This window comes from Mucilaginibacter ginsenosidivorax, from assembly GCF_007971525.1.
Classification (GTDB): Bacteria; Bacteroidota; Bacteroidia; order Sphingobacteriales; family Sphingobacteriaceae; genus Mucilaginibacter; species Mucilaginibacter ginsenosidivorax.
Genome location: NZ_CP042437.1, coordinates 4578091 through 4597821 on the forward strand (window position 1 = coordinate 4578091; position 19731 = coordinate 4597821).

Annotated in this window: 16 protein-coding genes; 15 read left to right on the top strand and 1 reads right to left on the bottom strand. The window is 44.5% G+C overall.

Going from position 1 to position 19731, the window contains the following annotated elements; translation table 11 throughout:
* Positions 1–29 precede the first annotated feature (29 nt).
* From mraZ to FSB76_RS19225, 14 genes are all read left to right on the top strand, one after another.
* Positions 30–494, top strand: a complete 465-nt coding sequence (mraZ, locus tag FSB76_RS19160) for a division/cell wall cluster transcriptional repressor MraZ (RefSeq protein ID WP_090652428.1) — start codon at positions 30–32, stop codon at positions 492–494.
* Positions 487–1389, top strand: a complete 903-nt coding sequence (rsmH, locus tag FSB76_RS19165) for a 16S rRNA (cytosine(1402)-N(4))-methyltransferase RsmH (RefSeq protein ID WP_147056124.1) — start codon at positions 487–489, stop codon at positions 1387–1389. The genes mraZ and rsmH overlap by 8 nt, the downstream gene beginning before the upstream one ends.
* Positions 1386–1799 (top strand): FtsL-like putative cell division protein, encoded by a 414-nt coding sequence (locus tag FSB76_RS19170; protein ID WP_147056126.1) that lies wholly within the window; start codon positions 1386–1388, stop codon positions 1797–1799. Before rsmH ends, FSB76_RS19170 begins: the two co-directional genes overlap by 4 nt.
* Positions 1786–3900, top strand: a complete 2115-nt coding sequence (locus tag FSB76_RS19175; protein ID WP_317131352.1) for a penicillin-binding protein — start codon at positions 1786–1788, stop codon at positions 3898–3900. The genes FSB76_RS19170 and FSB76_RS19175 overlap by 14 nt, the downstream gene beginning before the upstream one ends.
* Entirely contained in the window at positions 3897–5357 is a 1461-nt protein-coding gene (locus tag FSB76_RS19180) for a UDP-N-acetylmuramoyl-L-alanyl-D-glutamate--2,6-diaminopimelate ligase (RefSeq protein WP_147056128.1), read from the top strand. Before FSB76_RS19175 ends, FSB76_RS19180 begins: the two co-directional genes overlap by 4 nt.
* Before the next feature lie 94 nt (positions 5358–5451).
* Complete coding sequence (gene mraY / locus FSB76_RS19185) at positions 5452–6693, top strand: phospho-N-acetylmuramoyl-pentapeptide-transferase (RefSeq protein WP_147056130.1); 1242 nt, start codon at positions 5452–5454, stop codon at positions 6691–6693.
* Positions 6694–6814: 121 nt separating this feature from the next.
* A complete protein-coding gene (murD, locus tag FSB76_RS19190) occupies positions 6815–8146 on the top strand; it encodes a UDP-N-acetylmuramoyl-L-alanine--D-glutamate ligase (protein ID WP_147056132.1) in 1332 nt (443 codons plus the stop codon).
* 121 nt (positions 8147–8267) lie between these two features.
* A complete protein-coding gene (locus FSB76_RS19195) occupies positions 8268–9413 on the top strand; it encodes an FtsW/RodA/SpoVE family cell cycle protein (protein ID WP_090652420.1) in 1146 nt (381 codons plus the stop codon).
* A 48-nt stretch (positions 9414–9461) separates the two neighbouring features.
* Positions 9462–10625 carry an undecaprenyldiphospho-muramoylpentapeptide beta-N-acetylglucosaminyltransferase gene (gene murG / locus FSB76_RS19200; protein ID WP_147056134.1) on the top strand — a complete coding sequence of 388 codons (1164 nt, stop codon included), beginning with the start codon at positions 9462–9464 and terminating at the stop codon, positions 10623–10625.
* 61 nt (positions 10626–10686) lie between these two features.
* Positions 10687–12045 (top strand): UDP-N-acetylmuramate--L-alanine ligase, encoded by a 1359-nt coding sequence (gene murC / locus FSB76_RS19205; RefSeq protein WP_147056136.1) that lies wholly within the window; start codon positions 10687–10689, stop codon positions 12043–12045.
* The gene (locus FSB76_RS19210; RefSeq protein WP_147056138.1) at positions 12038–12898 is read left to right on the top strand and encodes a cell division protein FtsQ/DivIB; all 861 of its coding nucleotides are present in this window, start codon (positions 12038–12040) and stop codon (positions 12896–12898) included. The genes murC and FSB76_RS19210 overlap by 8 nt, the downstream gene beginning before the upstream one ends.
* 1 nt (position 12899) lies before the next feature.
* Positions 12900–14240 (top strand): cell division protein FtsA, encoded by a 1341-nt coding sequence (gene ftsA / locus FSB76_RS19215; RefSeq protein ID WP_147056140.1) that lies wholly within the window; start codon positions 12900–12902, stop codon positions 14238–14240.
* A gap of 127 nt (positions 14241–14367) precedes the next feature.
* The gene (gene ftsZ, locus FSB76_RS19220) at positions 14368–15978 is read left to right on the top strand and encodes a cell division protein FtsZ (protein ID WP_147056142.1); all 1611 of its coding nucleotides are present in this window, start codon (positions 14368–14370) and stop codon (positions 15976–15978) included.
* Between the two features lie 385 nt (positions 15979–16363).
* Positions 16364–17608 carry an aminotransferase class I/II-fold pyridoxal phosphate-dependent enzyme gene (locus tag FSB76_RS19225; RefSeq protein ID WP_147056144.1) on the top strand — a complete coding sequence of 415 codons (1245 nt, stop codon included), beginning with the start codon at positions 16364–16366 and terminating at the stop codon, positions 17606–17608.
* A gap of 145 nt (positions 17609–17753) precedes the next feature.
* Here FSB76_RS19225 and FSB76_RS19230 read toward each other — a convergent pair whose 3' ends face one another.
* Positions 17754–18377 carry a LysE family transporter gene (locus FSB76_RS19230; protein ID WP_147056146.1) on the bottom strand — a complete coding sequence of 208 codons (624 nt, stop codon included), beginning with the start codon at positions 18375–18377 and terminating at the stop codon, positions 17754–17756.
* A 166-nt stretch (positions 18378–18543) separates the two neighbouring features.
* On the opposite strand from FSB76_RS19230, the gene FSB76_RS19235 reads away from it, so the two are divergent.
* Positions 18544–19470, top strand: coding sequence for a cobalamin-binding protein (locus FSB76_RS19235; protein ID WP_147056148.1), 927 nt, complete (start codon positions 18544–18546; stop codon positions 19468–19470).
* Positions 19471–19731 lie beyond the last annotated feature (261 nt).

Genomic DNA, 19731 nt, shown 5'->3' on the forward strand with positions numbered 1-19731 from the left:
TACCTATTAAATTAAGCCATAGTCTTATAATGCCGCATTTAACCGGAGAATTTGAATGTAAACTGGATGCCAAAGGGCGGATGATGATCCCTGCGGGCCTCAAAAAGCAGCTTCCTGAAGCTGACGGCGAGGGCCTTATGATCAATCGCGGCCTGGAGAAGTATCTGGTTATTTACACAAAATCCGAATGGGACAAAAGACTTGACGAATTGAGCAAACTTAATGAATATGACCGGCAAAATCTGCGTTTTATTCGCTATTTCACCGGCGGCGCCACGGCTTTGATGCCGGATTCGGCCGGCCGGGTGCTTTTGCCAAAGAGCTTGCTTGATTTTGCAGGCATCGGCAACGATGTTGTTTTAACCTGTGTGTTAAACAAAATTGAAGTGTGGGATAAGGCTGCCCATACCGAGATGATAAATAACGAGCCTGATAATTTTGCCGAATTGGCCGAAGCGGTAATGGGTAGTAAAGCAAGGAGGATAGATGAGTGAGTATCATACCCCGGTTATGCTGCAGGAATGCATTGATGGCCTGGCCATAAAAAAGGATGGCACCTATGTGGATGTAACCTTTGGCGGAGGCGGACATTCGCGCGAGATTATGAAACATTTGGGGCCCGAAGGTACTTTGCTGGCGTTTGACCAGGATACCGATGCGCAGCAAAATATAATTGACGATGAGCGCTTTGTTTTTATAGATCAGAATTTCAGGTACCTGAAAAATTTTGCCCGGTTGCACGGTGCTATTCCGGTTGATGGTATACTGGCCGATTTGGGCGTATCATCATACCAGTTTGACCAGGCCGAGCGTGGTTTCTCAATCCGTTTTGATGCCGAGTTGGATATGAGGATGAACCAGGGCGGCGAGCTTACGGCTAAGGATGTAGTAAATAATTATACCGGTGCCGAACTGCACCGCATTTTTGGTGTTTACGGCGAAATTCAAAACGCCAAATCATTGGCCGAAACTATTGTTACCGCCAGGCTTAATGCCCCGATAGTAACCATAGCCGATTTGAAGAACGCGATTATCAACCGCATCCCTAAAGGGAAAGAAAATAAGTACCTGGCACAGGTTTTCCAGGCGCTGCGCATCGAAGTTAACCAGGAGCTGGAAGCTTTGAAGGAGTTTTTGGTACAAAGTGCCGAGGTGCTGGCTGTTGGCGGCAGGTTAGTAGTAATGAGCTACCACTCGCTGGAAGACAGGCTGGTAAAAAACTTCATCGCAAAAGGTAAGTTTAGCGGCGAGGTAGAGAAAGATTTATACGGCAATAATAAAAGACCGCTTGATGCTGTAAGCCGCGGAGCTATCACGGCATCGGCAGATGAGATAAGTAACAATAACAGGGCACGGAGCGCTAAATTAAGGATAGCTGTAAAAATATGAGCAATCGTTTACGTACAGAAATTCAGGAGGAGGAAGAAGAGGAAGAGCTTATTGTTGAGGATAAACCCCGAAAAAGGGAGATCCCCGATAATTTCTTCACGCAATTTTTCACCAAACGCTTTATTACAAGCGAGAAGGCTACCAATGCCCTGCCTTTTGTACTGTTTATTGCTTTTTTGGGTATGGTGTATATAGGCAATATGCACCTGGCCGAAAAAACCATCCGCGATATTGATGATCTTACTAAAGAAGTAAAAGAACGCAGCTGGGATTTTAAAACCACAAAGGCCGATATGGCTTTTAAAAGTACATTAATTGAAGTGGCCAAACGCGCCGATACCCTTGGGGTAAGGCAAAGCGTTGAACCGCCCAAAAAGATAACGGTGAAGGAGGATAATGATGAAAATTAGGACTAACATATTGCTTAGGGTATATATTGCCTTTGGCCTTGTTGTGCTTTTTTCGTTTGCCGTTGTGGTACAGCTTTGCAGGGTACAATTTATACAGGGCGCTAAATGGAAAGCCAAGGCAGTAAACATGACGGCTCAGTACAGGGATGTAGAGGCCGCACGGGGTAACATTTTTTCGGTAGATGGCAGTTTGCTGGCAACATCGGTACCCGAGTATGAGCTGCACATGGATATGTTAGGTGCAGGGTTGGCCATTGACAGTGTTTTTAATGATAATGTAGAAGTACTGGCAGCAGGTTTATCGCAACTGTATGGCGACAGAACGCCGCGCGAATATACCAGGTTACTGCGCGATGCCCGTAAAGACGGCTCGCGTTACCAGCTTTTACGCCGCAGGGTAACTTACCAGGAGCTGAAAAAAATCCGTGAGTTCCCGGTGTTCAAAAACCGGAAAACTAAAAACTGCCTGATTGTATTGCAGCAAAACAAACGCATTTTACCTTTTCATGCATTGGCTGCGCGTACAATTGGCTATAAAAACGAAAATATTAAAAACCCGGTAGGGTTGGAGGGTGCTTACTCGTCATATATCAACGGCGAAAACGGCAGGCGCTTAATGCAGCGTATTCCGGGCGGAACCTGGATGCCTGTAAATAATGATGAGGATGAGATACCGGCAAAAGATGGCGCCGATATCATGTCGACCATCAATGTTAACTTCCAGGAAATAGCGCAGGCAGCTTTATTGAGGCAGCTTGATTCAAGCGCCGCCGATCATGGCTGCGTGGTGCTGATGGAAGTTGCTACCGGCGAGGTGCGCGCGATAGCCAATTTTACCCGTTCAAAAGACAATACTTTTAAAGAAAGCTTTAATTACGCCATCAGCAACGCTATTGATCCGGGGTCTACCTTCAAGCTGGTATCTTATATGACCCTGCTTGATCAGCATAAGCTGGATACCAATACTATTGTGAATGCCGAGGGCGGTAAATACAAATTCCCCAAAGGGCCAACTATTACCGATACCGAGCACGACAACTATGAAATGACGGTAAAAAAAGCGTTTGAGGAATCATCAAACGTGGCGGCTGCAAAGCTGGTATATGGCCATTATAAAGATAATCCGTGGCAGTTTATCAATAAGCTGTACAGCTATCATTTAAACGATAAGCTGCAACTGCAAATTCCAGGTGAAGGGAGGCCTGTTATTAAAAATCCGGCCAACCGCAGCTGGAATAAATATTATACCCTGCCCGAAATGGCCTACGGTTATGAAATGAACCTTACCCCATTGCAAATGTTGGCGTTTTATAATTCGGTAGCCAACAATGGTAAAATGATTGCGCCGATTTTTGTGCGCGAGATCAGGAGGATGGGCAGCACCATCGAGCAGTTTAACGCCAGGGTGATTAATGAAAAAGTATGTTCGGATGCTACGCTTGGTAAGGTTAAAAGTATGTTGGAAGGCGTTGTGCAGGAAGGTAATTGTAAGCGTGTAATTAAAAACCCACGCTATACGGTGGCAGGCAAAACAGGTACAGCACAGGTAGCCGATGGTACAAAAGGTTATAAAGTAAAAAAATACCAGGCATCGTTTTGTGGTTATTTCCCGGCCGATCATCCTAAATATTCGATGATTGTTGTGGTAAATAACCCAACCCGCGGATCGTACCTGGCAGCGAAAGTTGCAGGACCTATTTTCAGGGAGATTGCCGATAAGGTTTATGCTAATGATATGGAAATAAACCAGCCATCGCCTGTAAGCCTTGTAGGCAATACATCGATGCCTAAAGTAAAACAGGGTAATTTAAAAGCCCTTAAACATGTTTACACTAAATTGGGTGTTAAGCCGCTATACGCATCGGCAGATGCTGCAGGCAACGGAGTTGACACCAGCAATGGTATCCCATTTGAAGATACAAGATACAAAGAGGGTACTGTTCCAACTGTAACAGGAATGGGCCTTAGCGATGCCCTTTATGTTTTGGGCAATGCAGGGTATAAAGTAACGGTACGCGGCAGCGGCATGGTAACCACACAATCGGTTACGGGCGGCAGCTTAATACCAAAAGGATCACGTATAACAATAGAACTGCAATGAGGTATTTAAGTGATTTAATAGATGGTTTAGCATTTACCGAATTACAGGGTAGTGCCGACGTGGAAATTACTTCTATTGCCTTTGATTCAAGGCAGGTAATTCCGGGTTCGATGTTTGTTGCTGTAAAAGGCACCCAGGTTGATGGGCACGATTATATCGGTCAGGCTATTAAAAAGGGCGCTATAGCTGTAATATGCGAAGACCTGCCCGCCCACACTGCGGCCGAAGTTGATTTTTTAATGGTAGCCGATTCTGCTAAGGCATTAAGTTTGGTGGCTGCCAATTTTTACGGCAACCCATCGGCACAGTTAAAATTGGTTGGTGTTACCGGTACAAACGGTAAAACCACCATCGCTACGCTGCTTTACCAATTGTTTCGCGATCTGGGTTATAAAGCAGGTTTACTGTCAACTGTCGAAAACCAGATTAATGGCCAGGTAATACCATCAACCCATACTACCCCCGATCCTATTGAACTTAATCGTTTGCTGGAAGAGATGGTAACGCAGGGTTGCGATTATTGCTTTATGGAAGTTAGCTCACATGCTGTTGCACAGCACCGGGTAGCTAATCTCCATTTTTCGGGCGGGGTATTTACCAACCTGACGCATGATCATTTGGACTATCATAAAACGTTCGACAGTTATCTGAAGGCCAAAAAAGCCTTCTTTGATGGCTTGCCAAAAAGCGCTTTTGCTTTAACCAACAGCGATGATAAGAATGGCAACATCATGCTGCAAAACTCGCAGGCGCACCGTAAAACCTACGGGCTTAAAAGCATGGCCGATTACAAGGCACGCATACTGGAAAATCAGTTTGGCGGCCTGTTATTGCATATTGATAACGAAGAAGTATGGTTTAAAATGGTTGGCACCTTTAATGCTTACAACCTGCTGGCTGTGTACGCCACCGCCATGTTGTTGGAGCAGGATAAAGCCAAAACGCTAACCAGCCTGAGCAAACTAACCGGGGCCGAAGGCAGGTTTGAGTACATTGTTGCCCCCAATAAAGTAATAGGCATAGTTGATTACGCCCACACGCCGGATGCTGTGCAAAATGTGCTGAGCACTATTCACGATATCCGTAAGGGTAACGAGAAAGTGATAACCGTAATAGGCTGCGGCGGCGACCGCGACAAAACAAAACGCCCCATTATGGCCCGCGTAGCCAGCGAATGGAGCGATAAGGTGATACTGACATCAGACAACCCACGCTCGGAAGATCCTGCACAGATTATCAAAGACATGATTGAAGGCGTCGACCCGGCGTTTAAACGCCACACAGTGAGCATAGTTGACAGGAGAGAGGCAATTAAAACAGCCTGCATGCTGGCAAACCCGGGCGATATAATTTTAGTGGCAGGTAAAGGGCACGAGAAATACCAGGAATCGCATGGTGTAAAAAGCCATTTTGATGACATGGAGGAGTTGGAAGAGCAATTTAAATTATTGGTCTGAATCAGAATTTACAGAATTAAAGAATTAGCAGAATCCATGAGTTCATTTTAATCGGTGAAATCAATATAAAAAATCGGTGTAATCAAAAGAGAGCATGTTATACTACTTATTTAACTATCTAAATAAAAACTACAACATACCGGGACTCGGGGTATTTCAGTATATCACGTTTCGTACGGCTTTGGCTGTAATAACATCGTTGCTGGTTACAACCGTTTACGGCCGTAGGCTGATTGATTACCTGCGTTTTAAACAGGTGGGCGAAACGGTTAGGAATTTGGGTTTGGAAGGCCAGATGCAAAAATCGGGCACGCCTACCATGGGCGGACTAATTATCTTGCTGGGTATCCTGGTACCTACTTTGTTGTTTGCCAAATTAAGTAACGTGTACGTTATATTGATGATAATTACCACCGTTTGGCTGGGCGCTATTGGTTTCCTTGACGATTATATTAAAGTATTTAAAAAGAATAAAGAAGGCCTGGCCGGCCGTTTTAAAATTGTAGGCCAGGTAGGTTTATCGCTGATAGTAGGGTGGACAATGTATTTCAATACAAATATTGTTATCCGCCAGGAAGTAAAATTGCCGGTAATAGCCAATGCGCCTGTTGATTTTCACCTGAAAAAGAATGTACCGGTTTATACGCAGGACGTACACTCTACCAAAACTACCATGCCTTTTTATAAGAATAACGAGTTTGATTATGGCAAGGTATTAAAATTCATTGGTCCGGGGTATGAATATTATTCGCTGGTGGTGTTCCTGTTTTTTGTGATCATCATTATCACTTTTATATCCAACGGGGCCAATATAACCGATGGTATAGATGGCCTGGCGACGGGTACTTCGGCCATTATTGGTATCACACTGGCCATATTGGCCTATGTATCTGGTAATATCGAAATAGCCGACTACCTGAACATCATGTTCATTCCCAACTCGGGCGAGCTGGTGATCTTCGCCGGTGCATTTGTTGGTGCCTGCGTAGGCTTTTTGTGGTACAACTCCTACCCGGCGCAGGTATTTATGGGCGACACCGGTAGTTTGGCCATAGGCGGTATCATCGCTGTTTTTGCTATCATGATTCGCAAAGAATTGTTGCTGCCGGTGTTATGCGGCGTATTCGTGATCGAGAACATGTCGGTAATTATGCAGGTGGGCTGGTTTAAGTACACCAAAAAGAAATTTGGCGAAGGCCGCAGGGTGTTTTTAATGGCACCGCTGCACCATCACTATCAAAAGAAAGGTTTCCACGAAGCCAAAATCGTAACCCGGTTTTGGATCATCGGGATACTGCTGGCGATAATAACGATAATAACGTTGAAATTAAGATAGCCCCCGGCCCCCTGAAGGGGGAGGGAAAAGTAAAGATGGTATAAGAAAAAGACAATATAAGGATGAACGAGAACAATAACATACCCAATCAAAAGCACCCCCTTCAGGGGGCGGGGGGGCTGTGCGCCTTGTTGTTCTTGGCGCCGGCGAAAGTGGTGTTGGTGCGGCATACCTGGCTCAAAAGCAGGGGTATGATGTGTTTGTGTCGGATTTTGGGCCCATTGCAGACAAGTACAAAAAACAACTGGAAGACTGGAATATCAGCTTCGAAGAAAAACAGCATACCGAAGATTTGATCCTGAACGCGGTTGAGGTGATCAAAAGCCCCGGCATTCCGGATAAAGCGCCGATCATCAAAAAAATTAGAGAAAAAGGGATCCCGGTAATATCCGAAATTGAATTTGCAGGCAGGTATTGCAGCGCGAAGATTATAGGCATAACCGGATCAAACGGTAAAACTACTACCAGCAGCTTAACCTACCATATTTTAAAAAATGGCGGTCTAAATGTCGGGCTGGCCGGCAACATAGGTAAAAGCTTTGCTTACCAGGTGGCTACCGAAAACTTTGATTTGTACGTGCTGGAACTAAGCAGCTTTATGCTGGATGACATGTTTAAGTTTAAGGTAGATATTGCAGTATTGCTCAATATCACCCCCGACCATTTAGACAGGTACGATTATAAGCTGGAGAATTACGCGGCATCCAAATTCAGGGTTACGCAGAACCAGACGGCGGCCGACTATTTCATTTACTGCGCCGATGACCCGGAAACCATTAAAGGTATGGCCGACCGGAAATTCGACGCCCAACTATTGCCTTTTTCTATTGAAACCAAGATTGAACCGGGAGCATATCTCGAAAACGACAATATTGTCATCAACACAAATCAAGAACATTTTACAATGTCAATTCAAGAACTGGCCTTACAGGGCAAGCACAACATTTACAACTCCATGGCATCAGGTATTGTAGCAAGGGTGCTGGAGTTGCGGGAGGGAACGATTAAAGAGAGCATGGGCAACTTTAAAGCTATTGAACACCGGCTTGAATTTGTAGCCAATATATCGGGTATCCGCTTTATTAACGATTCAAAGGCCACCAACGTTAACTCAACCTGGTACGCATTGGAAAGTATGAGCAGTGAGGTAGTATTAATACTTGGCGGTGTTGATAAAGGTAACGATTACGGGATGCTTAAAGATTTAGTGAAGCAGAAGGTTAGATCGATAGTATGCCTGGGGAAAGACAACAAGCGTATACATGATGCTTTTGAAGATGACGTGCATGTTATAGTAAATACATTCTCGGCCCAGGAGGCTGCCCAGGTAGCATTTCACCTGGCCGAAAAAGGAGATACTGTTTTATTATCACCTGCCTGCGCCAGTTTCGATCTGTTTAAAAATTACGAAGACAGGGGAAACCAGTTTAAAGCAGCGGTGAGGGAATTGTAACAGATGTGCAGATTTTAAATTTCAGATGTGCAGATTAAAAGAAATAATTATAGAAAAGATTATTAACGAATATAAAAAATAACAAGTCTCACCCTTCAGGGGGAGATTTAGAGGGGGCTCAATGCATAGGATATTAAACAACACAAAAGGCGACCGGTGGATATGGCTGATAGTGATATTGCTTTCTGTTATATCCTTGTTGGCTGTATACAGCTCAACGGGTACGCTTGCTTATAAACGTGGCGTTGGTGTCGAGTCGATTTTGATGAAGCATCTTGCGATGGTTGTGGGTGGTATTATGCTGATGTATATTTCGCACAAGTTGGATTATAGGTATTATGCCGGCCTGTCTAAAATCATGATGATCGTGACTATTCCGTTGCTCATCTATACCCTGGTATTTGGAAGCCACATTAACAATGCAAGCCGCTGGATTAATATCCCGCTTGTTGGTTTAAGCTTCCAGACGTCAGATTTGGCCAAGTTAGCCCTGATTACTTACCTGGCGCGCACTTTATCGCGCAAGCAGGAAAATATCAAGGATGTAAAAGAATCGTTTTTGCCTATTATGGGGTCGGTTTGCCTGGTTTTTATCCTGATTGCGCTGGCCAACTTATCAACCGCGCTGATGCTGTTTGGCGTTAGTATCTTGTTATTAATCATCGGCCGTATCAGCATTAAGCAGATAGCTATTGTATGCGGCGCAGGGTTTATATTGTTATTGGGTGTTATATTTTTGGGGCCAAGGCGGCATACTTATGTTTCGCGCGTAAATACCTTCCTGCACCCCGATTCAACCAAAACAGATAAATCATTCCAGGCTGATCATGCAAAGATAGCCATCGCCAGCGGAGGCCTTTTTGGTAAAGGCCCGGGCAACAGCACCGAACGGAATTACCTGCCCGAATCATACTCGGATGAAATTTATGCCATCATTGTTGAAGAGTACGGCCTCGTAGGCGGTTTCGCGCTGGTAGGCATTTACCTGTTTTTGTTGTACAGGTGTATAAAAATTATTACAAAGGCGCCCAAAGCGTTTGGGGCGTTGCTGGCTTGCGGTTTAAGCTTCAGCTTAGCTATACAGGCCTTTGCCAATATGGCTGTGGCAGTAGGCCTTGGCCCCGTAACTGGTGTTCCGTTGCCTTTTGTAAGTATGGGTGGTACATCGCTGTTGTTCACAAGTGTGGCCTTCGGCATCATACTATCAGTAAGCAGGGATATAGAAGAGCCAAAGAAAGTTGTGGTTGGGGAGATCAGCGTAGCGTAGGCCCCCTAGCCCCCTGAAGGGGGAACAATAGTTTAAGAAGTTTATAAAATGAAAAAGGATAGCATACAAGCAAAAGACGCCAATCAAAAGCACCCCCTTCAGGGGGCGGGGGGGGCTTCGCCGCGCATCATCATAAGCGGTGGCGGAACAGGAGGACATATCTTCCCGGCTATTGCTATTGCCAATGCTTTGAAGGCTATCGACCCTAAAACCGAGATCCTGTTTGTGGGAGCCCTTGGGCGTATGGAAATGGAAAAGGTGCCCGCTGCCGGGTATAAAATCATCGGCCTGGATATCCGCGGCATTCAGCGCGATTCTGTCTGGAAAAATGTGATGTTTCCGGTTAAACTGGTAGGCAGCGTACGCAAGGCATTGCAAATTATAAAAGATTTTAAACCCGATGCTGCCGTTGGGGTTGGTGGCTATGCCTCGGGGCCGTTGTTATATGCGGCATCCATGAAAAAAATACCATACCTCATACAGGAACAAAACTCCTATGCAGGTATTACCAATAAGTGGCTGGGCAAAGGAGCACGAAAAATTTGTGTGGCTTTTGATAATATGGAGCAGTTTTTTCCTGCCGATAAAATTATCAAAACCGGCAACCCTATTCGTAAGGATTCGGTAAATATAGCTGGCAAGCACATGCAGGCTTTGGAGTTGTACAAGTTATCAACTTTTAAAAAAACTATACTGATAACCGGTGGCAGCCTTGGCGCGCGTACATTAAATAACAGCATTATGGCTGGTTTGGATAAGCTGATAGCTGCCGACGTGCAGATCATTTGGCAAACCGGTAAGTTTTATTATAAAACAATCATTGAAAAACTGGGCGAAGATTACCACCCCGATGTTAAGATAAGGGAGTTTTTAACCCGGATGGATTTGGCTTACGCAGCTGCCGATGTTATTATATCAAGAGCAGGTGCGGGTACTATTGCCGAATTATGCGTGGTTAAAAAGCCGGTTATCCTGGTGCCATCGCCCAATGTGGCCGAAGACCACCAAACAAAAAACGCGCTGGCCCTGGTGCAGGAGGACGCTGCCGTTTTTGTGGCCGACAGGGATGCCGAAGCGAAATTGGTTGATAGGGCTATTGAATTATTGAACGACAAATCATTACAGAAGAAGCTAAGCACTAACATAAGTAAAATGGCTATGCCAAATGCCGATGAAGTGATAGCTAAAGAGCTTTTACAAATAATAAAATAACAATTAAAGTTATGGTCCTCCTTCACCCAAAAAGGGGAGGACCTTTTTTAAAAACATTAAAATGGAATTACGCGACATACAAAGGGTTTACCTGGTGGGCATTGGCGGCATCGGGATGAGCGGCCTGGCCCGCTATTTCCAGCATTTGGGTTGTATTGTTTGCGGTTACGATAAAACAGTTACCGACTTAACCAACGATTTACACAACGAGGGTATTCAGATTTGTTTTGAGGATAATGCCGATTGTATCCCAATCAGCTTCCAGGAGCCATCTGCAGATACACTCATTATTTATACACCGGCCATCCCTAAGGATTCGGCGGTGCTTAACTATTTTAAAAATAAAGGGTTCGAGCTGTATAAACGTTCGCAGGTTTTGGGTTTAATCAGCAAAAGCTCTTTCACTATAGCCGTTGCCGGTACGCATGGCAAAACCACCACTTCAACCATGGTGGCGCATTTGTTAAAGGCATCGGGTAATGATTGTTCGGCTTTTTTGGGCGGTATATCGTCAAACTACCAAACCAATGTGCTTTATGGCAAAAACAATGTAATGGTTGTTGAGGCTGATGAGTACGACCGTTCGTTTTTAACATTGTTCCCGGACGTGGCCATCATCACATCCATGGATGCCGATCATTTGGATATTTATGGCGATCATCAACATTTAACAGAATCGTTTAAACTATTTGCATCGCAGATAAAAAGCGGCGGTACACTGGTACACAAAAAAGGCCTGCCTTTAGATACCGGTTATACTTATGCCCTGGAAGATGCAACGGCCGATGCGCATGCGGCAAACATCTGTATTGAGGGTGGCGACTTTTACTTTGATTTTATCAACGCCGCTATCAGCATCCCCGGCATAAAAATGGGCATTGCCGGTACGCACAATATCGAAAACGCCGTAGCTGCTATCGAAGCTGTTTTAAGACTGGATATTCCGGCCGATTCAATTAAAAATGCCCTTGGATCATTCCGCGGTGTTAAACGCAGGTTTGAGTACATCGTAAAAACACCGGGACATATTTATATTGACGATTATGCACATCATCCCGAAGAATTGAGGGCCTGTATATCATCGGTAAAAAGGCTATATCCTGACAAAAAGCTTACGGCTATTTTTCAGCCTCACCTGTACACCCGTACCCGTGATTTTGCCGATGGTTTTGCCGAGGTGCTGAGCATGGTTGATGAGCTGATACTGCTGGATATTTACCCGGCCCGCGAGTTGCCTATTGAAGGGGTTACTTCAGGTATGCTGCTTAACAAAATGTCGCTGGTCAATAAACGCATACTAAGCAAGCAGGAAGCGTTAGATGCTATTAAAAATGAAAAACCCGAATTGCTGCTAACAGTAGGCGCGGGTGATATTGATACACTGGTACATCCCTTAAAAGAGATAATGCAGCATGGATAAAAAACTCATTTGGAAGCGCCTTTTAATAGGATTTGCCTGGGTAATTTGCCTGGGTGGTCTTGTGGTGCTCATGGGTTTTATCGAATCGAAAAAAGCATCGGTGGTTTGCACCGCGGTAAAAGTAAACATTCCGGGCAACCAGTATTTTATAGATAAACAGGAGGTTGACCAGATATTGCAAGCCAACAGCCATACGCTGGTAGGGCAAAAGCTGGAAAATATTAATATCCAGGACCTGGAAAACAAACTACGGGCAAATCCATTTATTGAGTTTGCAAAGGTATACACCGAAATGGACGGGGTGCTGATGGTTGAGGTGAGCCAGCGCCAGCCCATATTAAGAGTAATGAACCATTACGATATGGATTTTTATATCGATCAGCACGGATTAAAAATTCCGCTGTCATCAAACTTTACCGCAAGGGTATTGGTTGCCAATGGTTATATCGATGAGTTGTTTACCAACCATGTTGATTCATTGCATACGCAGCTGGCAAAGGATTTATACAAAACAGCCGATTTTATTCGCAGGGATTCATTGTGGGATGCGCAAATAGCGCAGATTTATGTAAATACCGACCGCGAGATTGAATTGATACCAAGGGTAGGCAGTCAGCGTATTTTGGTAGGTAATGCCGACTCGTTAAATGTAAAACTACGGAACCTGCAGGCCTTTTATAAACAGGTGCTGCCACACGTGGGCTGGGATAAATACCGCACCATTAATATTAAATACACCAACCAGGTAATTGGTGTAAAAAACGAACTGACAAAAGCAGATTCGGCCAAAATGAAGGCATTGAAGCTGGACTCGCTTAAAATGAAAAAGGATACATCTCAAATAAAAATGTAATATGGACAAAAGCTCAACACAAGAAAAAAGTTCACCAATTGTAGTAGGATTGGATATCGGGACTACTAAAATATGCGTCATCGTTGGTCGCAGGAGCAAGAATGGGAAGATTGAGGTATTAGGAATTGGTAAAGCAGAATCTGCGGGCGTAACCCGTGGGATGGTTTCAAATATAGATAAAACAGTACAGGGTATTACCCAGGCGGTTGATATTGCGGGCGCGCAATCAAATGTCGATATCAAAGTGGTATTTGTTGGTATTGCCGGTCAGCATATTAAAAGCTTGCAGCACCGCGGCTTAATAACCCGCCGCGATTTACAATCCGAGATAAGCCGCAAGGATATTGATAAACTTATTGAAGATATGTACAACCTGGTAATGCCTCCGGGTGAGGATATTATCCATGTGTTGCCGCAGGAGTTTACGGTTGATAACGAGCCTGGGATTAAAGACCCGATTGGCATGGCTGGCGTACGTTTGGAAGCCAACTTCCACATCATATCCGGCCAGGTTACGGCTATAAAAAATATTGTAAAATGTGTTAACAAGGCCAACCTGGATAGCCAGGACCTGATATTGGAGCCGTTGGCATCTTCTGAATCTGTTTTAAGCGAAGAGGAAAAAGAAGCCGGTGTTGTACTGGTTGATATTGGTGGTGGTACTACAGATGTGGCCATTTTTCATGAAGGCATAATCCGCCATACCGCAGTTATCCCTTTTGGGGGTAACAGCGTAACCGAAGATATCCGCGAAGGCTGCTCAGTAATGCGCAACATAGCCGAGCAGTTGAAAGTGAGGTTTGGATCGGCCCTGGCTGATGAGAACAAGGAAAATGAGATTGTTTGTGTACCCGGCTTACGCGGCCGCGAACCCAAAGAAATCAGCGTTAAAAACCTGGCTTACGTGATACAGGCCCGCATGGAAGAAATTGTGGAGCATGTGTATTACGAGATTAAATCATCGGGCTACGAGAAAAAGCTGATTGCCGGTATAGTAATTACGGGCGGTGGCGCGCAGCTTAAACACCTGCGCCAGTTGGTAGAGTTTGTTACCGGTTTAGATTGCCGCGTAGGTTACCCTACCGAGCATTTGGCCAAGAATGAAGTGCTGCCAAAAAACATTTACGAAGAGCTGCAAAGCCCAACGTTTGCTACCGGTATAGGTCTTTTGATAAAAGGTATCCAGAAAACGGAGTACATGAGTGTAGATGTACCTGTTGAAAAAGCACAGAAGCCCAAGTTTGAGGGCAAAGGAAAAGAGGGTGGTTTATTTGACAGGTTGTTAAAGAAAAGCATCACTTTTATTAAGGATGATATAAATGATGAGGACTTTTTGAAATAATTATACACAACGCTTAAGTTTTTCCACATTATAGACATTTGTGGAAAACTGTTGTTGAAAAAGTATTATTATTACGATGGTAAAATCTAAATAGTGGTTAAATCACATATACCTGAAAACGAAGATTATGCAGTTTGAGATGTTAAAAGAAAAATCGTCAATCATCAAAGTTATTGGTGTTGGCGGTGGTGGCGGCAACGCGGTGAACCATATGTACAGGCAAGGTATTACCGGTGTCGACTTTATAATTTGTAACACCGATGCCCAGGCGCTGGAGCTTAGCCCTATACCCAACAAGGTACAATTGGGCGCCAGCCTTACCGAAGGTATGGGTGCCGGTTCAATTCCCGAAGTTGGTAAAAACTCGGCTATTGAAAATATCGACGATATAAAACAAATGCTGGGCGTTAATACCAAAATGCTGTTTATTACCGCAGGTATGGGCGGTGGTACAGGTACAGGTGCAAGCCCTATTATTGCCAAGGCTGCCCGCGAAATGGATATATTAACCGTAGGCATTATAACTACGCCGTTCTCGTTTGAAGGTAAACGCCGTAAAATGCAGGCCGACGCCGGGATGGAAGAACTGCGTAAATACGTCGATTCGTTCCTGGTGATATCGAACGACAGGTTGCGCCAGATTTTTGGCAACCTAACCATGAGCTCGGCTTTTGGGCAGGCAGATGATATATTAACCACGGCTGCAAAAGGCATTGCCGAGATTATAACCTTACCGGGCTATATCAACGTCGACTTTAAAGATGTGCGCACCGTAATGAAAGATAGCGGCGTATGTATCATGGGCAGCAGCAGCGCCGAAGGCGAAGGCCGTGCCTTAAAGGCAGTTGAAGGTGCGTTAGCATCGCCATTATTAAAAGATAATGAGATAGAAGGCGCACGTTACATTTTGCTTAACATCAGCTCGGGCCTTAAAGAGGTTACCATGGATGAAGTGAGTATTATTACCGATTATATTCAGGAAGAAGCCGGTTTGGCTGCCGACCTGATATGGGGTAACTGTGTTGACGAAAACCTGGAAGATAAACTATCGGTTACTATTATAGCAACAGGTTTCCAAACCAAGGATGAGCGTGAAAAAGAGATCAGCAACAAAAAAATAGTATCTATGCTGGTACCCGAGAACACTCCGTTGGTTAAACCTGTAAATGAATTTATAAACCCGGTTAAGGCTAACACGCCTGCTCAGCCATATATTAAACACAAAGAGGAGCCTAAGCAAACCGGGTTGTTTGATATGTTTGGAGCCACCGAGAAAAGGGACGACGATGTAGTTAAGTTTAACCTGCACGAAGAGGAGCAGGAAGAAGAAAACGAGCAGGATATGGCTGGCTTTACTTTTAAAATGAGTGAGCCGGAAACTTACAGCGCGCCTGTACAGGAAGCACGTAAGCCCGAGCCCGTGCCAACTCCTATGCCTGAACCGGAACCGGTAGCCCCTGCAGGTGCTGATGATAATAAAACAAACGAATCGATAGAGGAGCAGCTGAAAAAATCGCGTGAGCGTATCATGCGCCTTAAAGATTTGAGTATGAAACTACGCACAGGCAACATCCAGGAGCTGGAAAATGTACCTGCTTACAAACGCAAAGAAGTTGCCCTGCAGGATACCCCAAAATCTGACGAAAGCGCCATCTCCCGTTTCAGCCTGATGCCCGATAACGAAGGCAATACCGAGATAAGGAGAAATAATTCGTTTTTGCATGATAATGCAGATTGAGGAATAGAATCAAGAATTAAGAGTCAAGAATCAAGATAAAAAAACAGGACGGTTAGCATATTCAAGTATGAAAGCCGTCCTGTTCTTGTTTACAAGCCACCCTCGCCATTTGTTGTTTTGCAAGGCGCCCCGCGTTTAAAAGTCTTAACTTTTGATTCCTGGCGTTCGTTAAGGAATGTAATTGCAGGTCAGGCATCAAGATAAAATATAGGCTGTTTAAAATGTGTTGTTACAAGCCGCCCCGCGTTTAAAAGTCTTAACTCTTGATTCTTAACTCTTGATTCTCTTTCCCCGGTTATAAGCTATTCTAAAAAGTTATAGCTATTGTATTGGCTTCTAATTACAGCTATATTTGCATATTATTCACGATTAACGGTAAATTATTTTGGATTTATTTGATAAAATAACAAAAAGCTTGGGTGGGCCGCTGGGTCAGCACCAAAAATGGTCACATGGTTATTTTTCATTTCCTAAACTGGAAGGGGAAATTGGGCCGCATATGCAGTTCAATGGGGCAGCGCATTTGGTTTGGAGCCTTAATAACTACCTTGGTCTGGCCAATCATCCCGAAGTAAGGGAAGCTGATGCCAAAGCCGCTACCGATTATGGTATGGCCTACCCCATGGGTGCCCGTATGATGTCGGGCAACTCCATTCACCACGAGGAATTGGAGAATAACCTGGCGGCGTTTGTAGGTAAACAAGCTGCGTTTTTATTGAACTATGGTTACCAGGGAATGGTATCTATTATAGATAGCCTGGTTGACAGGAATGATGTTATTGTTTATGATGCCGAATCGCACGCCTGTATTATTGATGGCGTTCGTTTGCATATGGGCAAACGTTTTGTTTACCAGCATAATGATATTGAGAGTTGCAGAAAACAACTGGAGCGTGCTACCAAACTCACCGAGCAAACCGGTGGTGGTATCCTGCTGATTACCGAAGGGGTTTTTGGCATGTCGGGTGCGCAAGGTAAACTGAAAGAAGTAGTAGAACTTAAAAAAGATTTCAATTTCCGTTTATTAGTTGATGACGCTCACGGTTTTGGCACCATGGGTAAAACCGGCGCGGGTACGCACGAGGAGCAAGGTGTTATTGAAGGAGTAGATGTATACTTTGCCACCTTTGCCAAATCAATGGCGGGCATAGGTGCTTTTGTTGCTGCCGATGAGCAAATAGTGCACTTTTTACGTTACAACATGCGTTCGCAAACATTTGCCAAAGCCTTGCCGATGCCAATGGTGCTGGGCTTAAAAAAACGTTTTGAACTGTTAGTGTCGCAGCCGGAGCTACGCGAAAAACTCTGGACCGTAGCAACTACCTTGCAAAAAGGCTTAAAAGAACGCGGATTTAACCTGGGCGTTACCAACACCATGGTTACCCCGGTATTTTTAGAGGGCGACCTTTACGAAGCAACCAGCCTAACCCGCGACCTGCGCGAAAACTACGGCATCTTTTGCTCGATAGTAATATACCCGGTTATCCCTAAAGGCTTGATATTGTTAAGGCTTATCCCAACTGCCGTACACACATTGGAAGATGTAGAGCGCACCCTAAATGCCTACAGCGAAATGGGCGAAAAACTAAAAGCGGGCTATTATAAAGAGAACAAGCTGGAGATAGCGTAATTCTGGATTTGAAGATTTGAAAATTTGAGGATTTGAAAATGAAATTCTCAAATGTAATATGAGTTAGAAGGCTTCATTGATGAGGCCTTTTTTATTACGCCAATAATAAACCATCTTCAAATTTTCAAATCCTCAAATCAAAAGATTAGTGCTTAAAAAACGTCAGGTACACCTGCTTCACAATATGATAAGCCGCAAACGAGAAAAACAGTATAGCGATACTAATATTGATGAGCCTGGCGCTAAGCGCGAATTTACTTTGGATGAATTTGGCAAACTCGGCGTAAAGGAACAGGCCTAAAAAAGCGCCGGCCGCCGAACCTATGCTGAATATAACCAGTGCCACTTTGCCCGTCAAGATCCATTCGTGAGTGATGAGGTAAGTACCGGTCACCATCCAAAAAGGGATCTGCATGGGGTTTAAAAATCCAAGCAGAATACCGTATTTAATACTGGCATGGTCGGAATAATTGGTTTCGGGAGGTTTGTTGCGGTTAATCCAGGTAATGGTACCCAGGGTGCCAAATAATACAACCATTATCCAATCTATTACAACCGCCAGGTGCATCTGGCTGGATAGCCAGTTTGCAGCGTGCATAATAAAATAGGTAAAAAAAAACTCAACGCATGAAAAGGCTATCATAAACCGCAACGCTTCTTTCATCCCGCGGTTAATAGTAAGCTGTACAACAGTAAGGTTTATGTTTCCGGGTGGTATATAACCAATGCAGTTGGCTATAAGCCCGATAAAAAAGGTAAGGAATATCATTGGCACAAAGATAGGTTGTAAAGGTGTAAAATAACGAATTTGAAAATTTGAAGATTTGAAAATTTCAAGATGGGGGTATTGTTTTTTATTTTCAAATTTTCAAATCACCAAATCTTCAAATCAATCTTCCGTACATTTGCACGTCAATAATCTGCACATTTAAAAAATGCCAACTGATAAAATAGTTTCCCTGCTTCCATCTGCTACTGAAATAATATGTGCCCTGGGGCTTCAGGATAACCTGGTGGGCCGATCGCACGAGTGCGATTATCCCGAAATTGTAAAACAACTGCCGGTTTGTACCGAGGCTAATTTCCCGGATGGGTTAAGCAGTGCCGCTATTGATGTAAAGGTGAAAGAATTGCTGGCCGATGCCTTATCGGTTTACACCGTTAAACGCGAAGTGATTAAACAACTGGCCCCTGATGTAGTAATTACGCAGGACCAGTGCGAGGTTTGCGCGGTATCGCTGGCCGATGTTGAATTGGCTTTGGATAATTATCTTGACAAAAAAGCCCGGATGATTTCTCTACGTCCTAACAGCCTCGACGATATTTTTAACGATATCACAACTATCGCCGGTGCTCTGGGCGTACAACAGGCCGGCGCCGAACTGCTGGAACTGTTAAATGAGCGGGTTGACATTATAAAGCACAAGTTGAAATTTGCCGATAGCAAGCCTACGGTGGCCTGTATCGAATGGCTCGATCCCATAATGATATCCGGTAACTGGGTGCCCGGCCTTGTTAGTATTGCAGGCGGCACACCCATACTGGCACATGACGGTAAACATTCGCCTTATGTAAGCTGGGACGATATCCGGCTACAGAACCCCGAAATAATAGTAGTGATGCCTTGCGGCTTTTCGATAGAACGTACTTTAAAAGAGATTGATGTTTTAATGCAATTACCAGGTTTTACCGATTTAAAGGCTATAAAAAACAATCAACTTTACATAGCCGATGGTAACCAGTACTTTAACCGCCCCGGCCCACGGATTGTAGACTCTATAGAAATCCTGGCCGAAATCATCCGCCCCAAACAATTTGCTTTTGGGTATGAGGGTGAAGGGTGGATTAAGTTTGGGGTGTAAGGGACTTGCGAAATATTTAGCTTAAAACGTTAACACTGGTGTTTTTTACCTCGTCATGGGAGTTGTAAAATTTGACGAAACGCTGAAGGGGGAATCACTTATATCGCATGGCGGAGACGACTCACCCCGACGAGGCTACGCCCGTCTGCCCCTCTCTACGACTGCGTCGCATAGAGGGGCAAAAAATAAAAATGGAGGTTACCCTCTATGCCGCTTTAGCCGGAGAGGAGGGTCGGCCAGCGCAGCGTAGCCGGGGTGAGT